General features: G+C 41.6%; 8 protein-coding genes. 1 reads left to right on the top strand and 7 read right to left on the bottom strand.

Annotated elements, in window-relative coordinates; genetic code table 11:
• Positions 1–129 precede the first annotated feature (129 nt).
• From DFR44_RS10865 to DFR44_RS10845, 5 genes are all read right to left on the bottom strand, one after another.
• Positions 130–603, bottom strand: coding sequence for a hypothetical protein (locus DFR44_RS10865; RefSeq protein WP_133621591.1), 474 nt, complete (start codon positions 601–603; stop codon positions 130–132).
• 106 nt (positions 604–709) lie between these two features.
• Complete coding sequence (locus DFR44_RS10860) at positions 710–1,453, bottom strand: VWA domain-containing protein (protein ID WP_133621590.1); 744 nt, start codon at positions 1,451–1,453, stop codon at positions 710–712.
• Positions 1,446–2,510 (bottom strand): hypothetical protein, encoded by a 1,065-nt coding sequence (locus tag DFR44_RS10855; RefSeq protein ID WP_133621589.1) that lies wholly within the window; start codon positions 2,508–2,510, stop codon positions 1,446–1,448. Before DFR44_RS10855 ends, DFR44_RS10860 begins: the two co-directional genes overlap by 8 nt.
• Before the next feature lie 3 nt (positions 2,511–2,513).
• Complete coding sequence (locus DFR44_RS10850) at positions 2,514–3,197, bottom strand: TerD family protein (protein WP_133621588.1); 684 nt, start codon at positions 3,195–3,197, stop codon at positions 2,514–2,516.
• A gap of 19 nt (positions 3,198–3,216) precedes the next feature.
• Positions 3,217–4,374: a toxic anion resistance protein gene (locus DFR44_RS10845; RefSeq protein WP_133621587.1), complete on the bottom strand. Its 1,158-nt coding sequence runs from the start codon at positions 4,372–4,374 to the stop codon at positions 3,217–3,219.
• A 260-nt stretch (positions 4,375–4,634) separates the two neighbouring features.
• Here DFR44_RS10845 and dinB point away from each other — a divergent pair, with 260 nt between their 5' ends.
• The gene (dinB, locus tag DFR44_RS10840; protein WP_133621586.1) at positions 4,635–5,723 is read left to right on the top strand and encodes a DNA polymerase IV; all 1,089 of its coding nucleotides are present in this window, start codon (positions 4,635–4,637) and stop codon (positions 5,721–5,723) included.
• Between the two features lie 30 nt (positions 5,724–5,753).
• Here the strand turns inward: dinB and DFR44_RS10835 are convergent, their stop codons facing one another.
• Both DFR44_RS10835 and DFR44_RS10830 read right to left on the bottom strand, forming a co-directional pair.
• Positions 5,754–6,542, bottom strand: coding sequence for a hypothetical protein (locus tag DFR44_RS10835; protein ID WP_133621585.1), 789 nt, complete (start codon positions 6,540–6,542; stop codon positions 5,754–5,756).
• 727 nt (positions 6,543–7,269) lie between these two features.
• The coding region (locus DFR44_RS10830; RefSeq protein ID WP_162845236.1) for an integrase core domain-containing protein at positions 7,270–7,547 on the bottom strand (278 nt) is incomplete at its 5' end.

Raw genomic sequence — 7,547 nt, 5'->3', positions numbered from 1 at the left:
CGCCGGATACGCCGCCCTTGACAGATTTGATTGCTTTACTAAAACTGGGGTTTTTAATTCCACTTTGAAATGCTGTTATGTTTGGGATGATTACCGGGCAACATCATAAAATAATGCTAATACTACAAGTTATTTGCTACGATTATTCAAGCATTTGAAAAAACCTGAGATTACGGAATGCCGTCGTGCAGTAAGCCACGCGTCCACAGTAAAAGTCGTGGTGTGTCGCAGCAAGTCATCTAAAGCCGTCAAAGCCTCTGCAATATCGGCTTGAGTCTCCGCCGTCAAGCTCCACCTATTCTCTTGTTTCTCCTTAGTTCGCCCTTGCTCTATGGCTTGATAAACTTCCATGGCCATTTGATGTATATTTGTAAGCCCACTTGCAGGGGCTACAAAATAATCAGGCCGCTCTGATACGGCTATATATAACAATTCTAACGCTTTTATCAGGTTAAATAGGTCTTGTTCTGAGCCATTGCCTTTACGAATGGCTGATAACGCTAAATGTTGATGGAGCGATAGTTTCGTTTGATCTGCTTGACTTAGTGGCTGCAAACCAACCAGCGGGTTAATCAATCGACTGACAATGCGTTTTCGTTTCATAATCTAAAGGATATGAGTTGTTGAAATCATGGCGACAGGCACATTTCTTCCCATCTCCTCTTTCATAAGTTTTAATGAACACACTTTTTATGTGTGCTCATAGGTTTTAATGATGGTCTTCCTCTTCATCGTGCTCATGCTTAAGCCATGTACACAGTTCATTTGGCAATAATTGCTCGTAAATATTTTCGTCGGTCACAAAGGTTTTTAGGCTATCAACCGCAACAAAACCAACATTGGGAAACTTTTCAGCCATTTTTCTTAAAAATTTGTATTTTGCGCTACCTACACCAATAAGCAAATAGTAAATTTGAGATTCAGTCTCTTTAATGTATTCAAATAACTCTTGAGTGGCTTTTGAGTCTGTGTTTTCACCATCCGTTAAAAAATAATTAATCACAGGTAGCTTGGAATCTTCCGCAAACTCTTTGTTGAAGAGTTTGCGAAAAAAATTGCGGACGGGTGATTCTGAACCTGAATAATAATCTAAATTGGCTTGAATGACAGGAGCATATTGCGTCCCTTCCCATAACACATGGTCTAAATCACCATCCATCATTTCTTGCTCAACAATGTTTTTATAATTTTCACGGGTAGCGACGCAGGCCAAGGCAGCACGATTTGAGAACCCCCAAACATCAATCTCGCCATTGTTATCACAGGCCAAGCCAAGCGGTAAGATACGCTCAACTACTTTTTGTACGACACCTTGTTTATAAAGCTCAATCATTGAGCCAGACACATCTAAATTGACGCCAACACGGGCACGAACAACATGATCAATGCCATTTTTTTCTAATACAAATCGAACTTTTTCAACTTCCTTCTCTATTTCAAAAATATTATTCATTGTTTTCTCCTTGTAATTTTTGGATTAAGTTGAGGTAAATACGGTGCAGTGGTTCAAGTGTGGCTTGCGTCGTACTTGTTTTCTGTTGGGTAATGGTCAGGGCAGCAGTATAAGCACTATAAAAAGCGGGCAAATCCTCATCAATCAAGGCTTGCGCTGTCGCAAGTACACAGTTTAAGTTATTTGACAGCACTTCGTTCGTTAAAAGCGCCATCTCAACACTTGCTTGAGTCGATAAAAGGCTACTTGTCCGCGTGTCTAAGGTGTTCAACTGGGCAATGTAATGCTCTTTCAGGTTACCCTGATTCAATTGAGTCAAATACTGAATGATAAAGTTGGCAGCAATGAGGTGAACGGCAATCTCTTCTGGTAACGATTGATAACGTGACTTAAGTTCCTTCAACCGCAAGCTGTCTTGCCTCAATAGAGCCATGCTGGTTTTTAAACACTCTAGTTGCTCTAAAAGAATGGGATAGTATTTATCAAATACTTGACGTGCACTGGGCTTTAAAAAAATTAATTTGCTTAAGTTTTTAACAATCGACTCTTTTTTATCTAAGAATACTTGTTCGGGATTGAGCTGAGTTAAGGTTTTAAGAATTGAAGTTAAGATATCTTGTGTTTTTGATAGAGTGGATTGATTGGCAACAGCCAACTCAGTTTCCGTGATAACACCATGCTCTTTCTGCAAGGCCGCACCAAAATAGACAATGTCCTCAAAATACGGGTCATCTAAGTTGATGCTATTAATCAGCTGCAAGGCATTTAATAATTTTGCAATATGAGCTGTGGGGTCAATTTTTTTTAGGTCGCTAATGTCACAAGAAATACGCTGTCGTTGAATGCCACCAGCTAATATTTTTGGAGCTTTGCTCTTCGCTGGTATGATACTCGGCTCGCCAAAAGGTATTTTTGGCCTCTTTGACAAATCGGACGCTAAGTTTTTATTCTCAACGTGTGACACGCATGATGAGTTCTCATCTGTCTTAGCTATTGCCACCACAGCCTCACTATCAGACTGTGGTGTTGCACCAAAAATGATTTTGGGCTGTGTCATTTATCAACCTTGATACGCAGATATGATATCGGCCAACCCCGCTTTTGAACCTGCGCCAACCGCGGTAAAAGCCCATGAACCCTCTTCCTTTTTCATCAACGAGCCAACCTGTAGTGCATAAAACCCTGCAAACTCACCCGTGGGATGATAACGACACAACTCGTTACCATCTGCATCACAAACCTCAACAAACAAACCTTCAATTTTGCTAAAGTCAAGTTGACGCTCTTGGGCTTTGTGAATCGTTAACCAAATCGCGATTTCAACACCCTTAGCAGGAAGATCTGACAAATGAATCATCATTTCTTCACTGAGCTCTTCCTCGTGAGCATCCCCATGCTCATTGTGTTCGCTACTGCCAGCCCCACCACGGCGATTATCCGCTGAATGCCACATGGACTTATCACTTGTTTCAAAACCCGTCACATCACCATCTTCATCAGTCGTCGGCTTGAGGGTTTTATTCGCATATGTTAAAAAATGCGAGCCTTCGCCATACATCAAAGGCGCATCAGAATTACCTCCACGATGAACAAGCAACACCGCATGCGAATCAATATCATGGGCTGGACCACCGTCCGCTGGCTCCCAAAAAGTACCAATATGTAACGATTTGAGCTGTTTATCAACTTCAAAAATATCACCCTTTTCGAGTACAAACACACCTGCTTCTGTCTTGACTGTCATTATCTTCTCCTGTCTTAAATTATGAATTAAGTGTGCTGATTTCTTCTTGAACCTGCTTAAGCAGTGCTCTGGTGTTGGCGATTTTCACAACATTCTGTTGTCGTTCTGCATCAACCTTTTCAGAGATATGCCCTAAGGTTTGAGCCACGCCCAGTAATAATTGAGCATTTTCAAGTTGAGCATCAGCGGCCGAGCGCGTCGCATCGACAGCCACACCCTCCAATTGTTGTAATGAGTATTTTTGCAAATCAGCCCTCAACTCACGTCGCATATTGTTCAACTGTTGTAGTGAACGAATTTGAAATGTCGCATTTAAGCGCAGTAAAGCTGACTTAATATCATTAAACTCAACTTGTGAAGAACTAACTGTGTCCGCCAACGTCATTAATCCTGCATTTTGTGCGATTCCGATTGACTCCAAATCAACTGGCGCTTTAGCGTAAGCATTTTCTAAAGTTAACACCCGATTTTCAAATAATTCCACTTTAGTACGCATGTCTTTTGCATCACGAATTTGTACTGGATCTTGCGAAGCAGAAGCACTGGCTTCAACTTGGCTTAAGACCGTTTTCACTTGCTGCAAAATATCTCGCCCCGCAACAACATAAACCCCTAAGTCCAAAATACTATTTCGATAAGCAGCGGCCTGCTCACCTAACCTATTAATTTCATTAATAAGTTTACTGCTTTCGTCTGCAACCTGCGCTTCCATCGGTCTGATTAAATCAAGCAAAGAACTTGCTTTTGATTTCAGGAGACCACGAACCTCATCAGTCGCATTTTCCAAAAAACTCGCTGAGTTATTAAAGCCTAAGCCGCGAAATACTCGTGACAACCACCCTCCTTTTAATTTCTCACGAATCTGAATCTCCAACGAGGGCAAATCCATATCTTTAATGCCCTTACTTATTTTACGAAACAACTCAAACAAGACGGGAGAATCAGCCTTGGTGAGTTGCTCAAGCATCTCATCAAGGTGTCTGCTAAACGCGCTGACAGGCTCTTGCCCGAAGGTAACAATTTGTGGGCCGCTCACCTTGCTTATGTCAAAACGAGTGACAATGTCAGGGACTTTTTGTGAAAAAGTGATGGGAAGATTGACCGAAATAGATGTTAAAAGACTAGAGGTGGGAGAGGATAAAGTTGTTTGCATCAAATGCTCATCTGTTTTTATCATATAGTGTCCTCAATATAAGATTTAAAGTTTGTTGTTTTAACGTTTATTTTTATTCACCAATGGTAAATAATGTTATACAGTCAATTTTACCCGTGAAATATGAGCCAAATATAATAATCTTGCATTTTAATCGTTTTAAGGAACAGGCTGGTGAGGTCAACCCAAATTAAAGTTGACCAATAAAGCATAGGGCCCAATGTGCTATATTATTTATAGTCCACTCCACTAGTTAAAAAAGCCCCATTAAACGGGGTCATGAAATGACAGCAATTGTGCCCCATTCAACCCCTCAACGTAAAATTATTCACATCGATGCCGATTGTTTCTATGCGGCCGTTGAAATGCGTGATGAGCCCGCATATGCGGGTCAGCCTTTGGCGGTTGGCGGGCAAGCGGATCGCCGTGGTGTCATTGCCACATGCAACTACGAAGCGCGTGCTTTTGGGGTGCGGTCAGCGATGGCGACCCGTTACGCTTTGCGCCTGTGTCCACACTTGATTATTGTACCGCCAGATTTTTCGCGGTATAAAGCGGCCTCCCAAGCGATGTTTACTATTTATCGCGAATACACTGACTGCATTGAGCCCTTATCGCTTGATGAGGCTTATCTTGACGTCACGGACAGCCCTCATCATCAAGGCAGTGCGACCCGCATTGCTGCTGCGATTAAGACACGGGTTAAAGAGGAGTTGAACCTTGTGGTATCTGCAGGAGTAGCGCCTAATAAATTCTTGGCCAAAATAGCGAGCGATTGGGATAAACCCGATGGCTTGTTTGTCATTCGCCCCGAGGCTGTCGAGGATTTTATTGCAACGCTTCCCGTTGATAAATTGTTTGGCGTCGGACCGCGTACCGCTGAAAAAATGTACCAACTTGGACTTAAGACGTGTATGGATTTGCGTCAAAAAGAACTGCCCTTTTTGCGTGAACAGTTCGGCAAAATGGGCACGCAGCTTTATCAATTATGTCGAGGGGTTGATCAACGAAGTGTTCATAGCAACCGCAAACGAAAATCTATCAGCGTTGAAACCACCTATTTGCATGATTTGAACGGATTTGAGCAGTGTTTGCCCTACATCGACGTGCTGTACGACCAATTGATTGAGCGCGTCCAAAATGCACAGGCCACTTCGTTTGTACAAAAAGTATTTGTTAAACTACGTTTAGCCAATTTTCGAGTACGAAGTGTTGAACAAAATGCATTGAACCTAAACCGTGAAACAATTCATAGCTTACTAAAAGCTGCTTGCGAGCGACATCATGAACCTATCCGACTACTTGGTGTTGGCATCCGACTACGCGAGTCAAATGCAGGTGGTCAAATTGATTTTTTGACCCCATCATTTTAATCAAAAATGATGGGGCGACATTTATTGGCATTACGGAGACAGGTTTACACCCAAAGCTTTTGCGTATGCAGACTTAAATGTCTCAACACATTCCTTGACGATTTGGGGCTGCTCATCGACGACCGCCTGATAATCATTTGCCTTCCATTCACTCAACGACTTAGACGAGGACTTGTAAACGCACGCTCCAGCCGATGTCCCTGTCATCAGCAAACCCAATGACAAGTGATATTGGCTGGTTTGCTCTTCACTGCCTGCTAGCTTGTCATACATCAGCCTCCAACCAGGCTCAGAAGCGGCTATTGTAATCGGCGTAGTTAAAGTCGCTTGAATTAACTCTGGTTTTTGGATAGCGTATGCTTGAAACTCTTCTTTGAGTTTATTTTTAACCGCTTCAGCAGGATTTTTGATGCGCTCTTTGTCTTGGGCATCACCAATAACACTACCCACCAATTGCTCTTTTGTGAACCCGCTCGTACCGCCTACTGGTAAAGGCACGCCATTTAGCGCACTAAAGATTGATAATGCAAACAACCCAACTTTTGTAGCAACAACACCGACTGTACTGCCTTGGGACACAATGCGTAAAGTGGTGTGATCTTTATCCTTAATATTAAAATTCGTTTGAATATCCAATGGCGAATATTTCTTGCTGGGTTCTGGCGTGTCCTTTTGCTCTGCTGGGGCGACTTCTGTAGATAACGTTGGAATTGGGTCAACTTGGGGTTTAATATCAGCTGCTGTTTGTGGCGCTGCTTGAGCCACCATACTAAATATCAGTGCACATGCGATTGAAATTTTGCTTAAGGGATTTCTCATTTTGGATTGTATCGTCATTATCTTTTTACCCATTCATTCTAAAATATCGTTACTTTAACTTCGTATTTGAAATGTTCTAAAAATAAAACCCCCAGTCAAATGACTGGGGGTTTTATTTTTTTGGTGCCCAGAAGAAAATCCACATTAAAAAAGCAACACATTGAAATCATTTAATAATTTTAAAGTGTTTTTAAAAGTTACCCGTTAAATTACCCATTTTAAAAAATGTCTCTCATTTTTGGAGTAAGCTGTACATACCTGAAAACATCGTAAAAAATATTTTTCTAATCGTAACATAAAAACGACACAGTACCCCTCAAATTGTATAGCTTACTTCAAGATTCGTTTTAAGACATACTGAAAAACCATTCCTTTGGTTTTCTAAATCAATGTGCCAATTTCATATCAACCCCCATGCCCTTTTCTATGTTTCATAAGCCCCTAAAAACGCAGAAAAATATATTCGTCACAACTACAATGTTAGTTATCAGTCTCACTATGCTGATTTGCGGGGGGAATTGAGGGAATTGGGGAAAATGGTCTTGTAAGCCTTGATAACATTGAGTTTATGCGTATACAAGAGCGGGGAATAGCTGTTGATTCGTCCCCCTAATTCCCCTTGTTGGTGTGTTTTTTTGGAGAATGGTAAGTTCAAATATTCATTTACCAATAAATTCAATTTTGGAAACTGTATTTAAAATGATCTGCCCTCATTTCAACGGACAGTTTAAGCAGCTATTTTAGATGCTGCGGATTCAAATTTTACAGGGCTTTGGTATCCCAATTTTGAATGTTTGCGTTTGAAGTTGTAATAGGCTTCAATAAACCAGAAGATTTCGCGTCTGGCGTGCTCCATTGACTCAAAGGCAATGCGATAGACATGTTCGACCTTGAGCGTGTGGAAGAAGCTCTCACAGGCGGCATTGTCGTAGCAGTTGCCTTTGCCGCTCATACTGCATTTCAAATCATAAGCTTTAATCAATCGCTGATAGACTTGCGAACAGT

This window comes from Hydromonas duriensis, assembly GCF_004363775.1.
Lineage (GTDB): Bacteria > Pseudomonadota > Gammaproteobacteria > Burkholderiales > Burkholderiaceae > Hydromonas > Hydromonas duriensis.
This window is presented reverse-complemented; position numbering and strand designations above follow the sequence as displayed.

Coding starts and splice junctions, on each gene's coding strand:
- DFR44_RS10865 (WP_133621591.1), bottom strand. CDS start 603: ATGAAACGAAAACGCATTGTCAGTCGATTGATTAACCCGCTGGTTGGT.
- DFR44_RS10860 (WP_133621590.1), bottom strand. CDS start 1,453: ATGAATAATATTTTTGAAATAGAGAAGGAAGTTGAAAAAGTTCGATTT.
- DFR44_RS10855 (WP_133621589.1), bottom strand. CDS start 2,510: ATGACACAGCCCAAAATCATTTTTGGTGCAACACCACAGTCTGATAGT.
- DFR44_RS10850 (WP_133621588.1), bottom strand. CDS start 3,197: ATGACAGTCAAGACAGAAGCAGGTGTGTTTGTACTCGAAAAGGGTGAT.
- DFR44_RS10845 (WP_133621587.1), bottom strand. CDS start 4,374: ATGATAAAAACAGATGAGCATTTGATGCAAACAACTTTATCCTCTCCC.
- dinB (WP_133621586.1), top strand. CDS start 4,635: ATGACAGCAATTGTGCCCCATTCAACCCCTCAACGTAAAATTATTCAC.
- DFR44_RS10835 (WP_133621585.1), bottom strand. CDS start 6,542: ATGAGAAATCCCTTAAGCAAAATTTCAATCGCATGTGCACTGATATTT.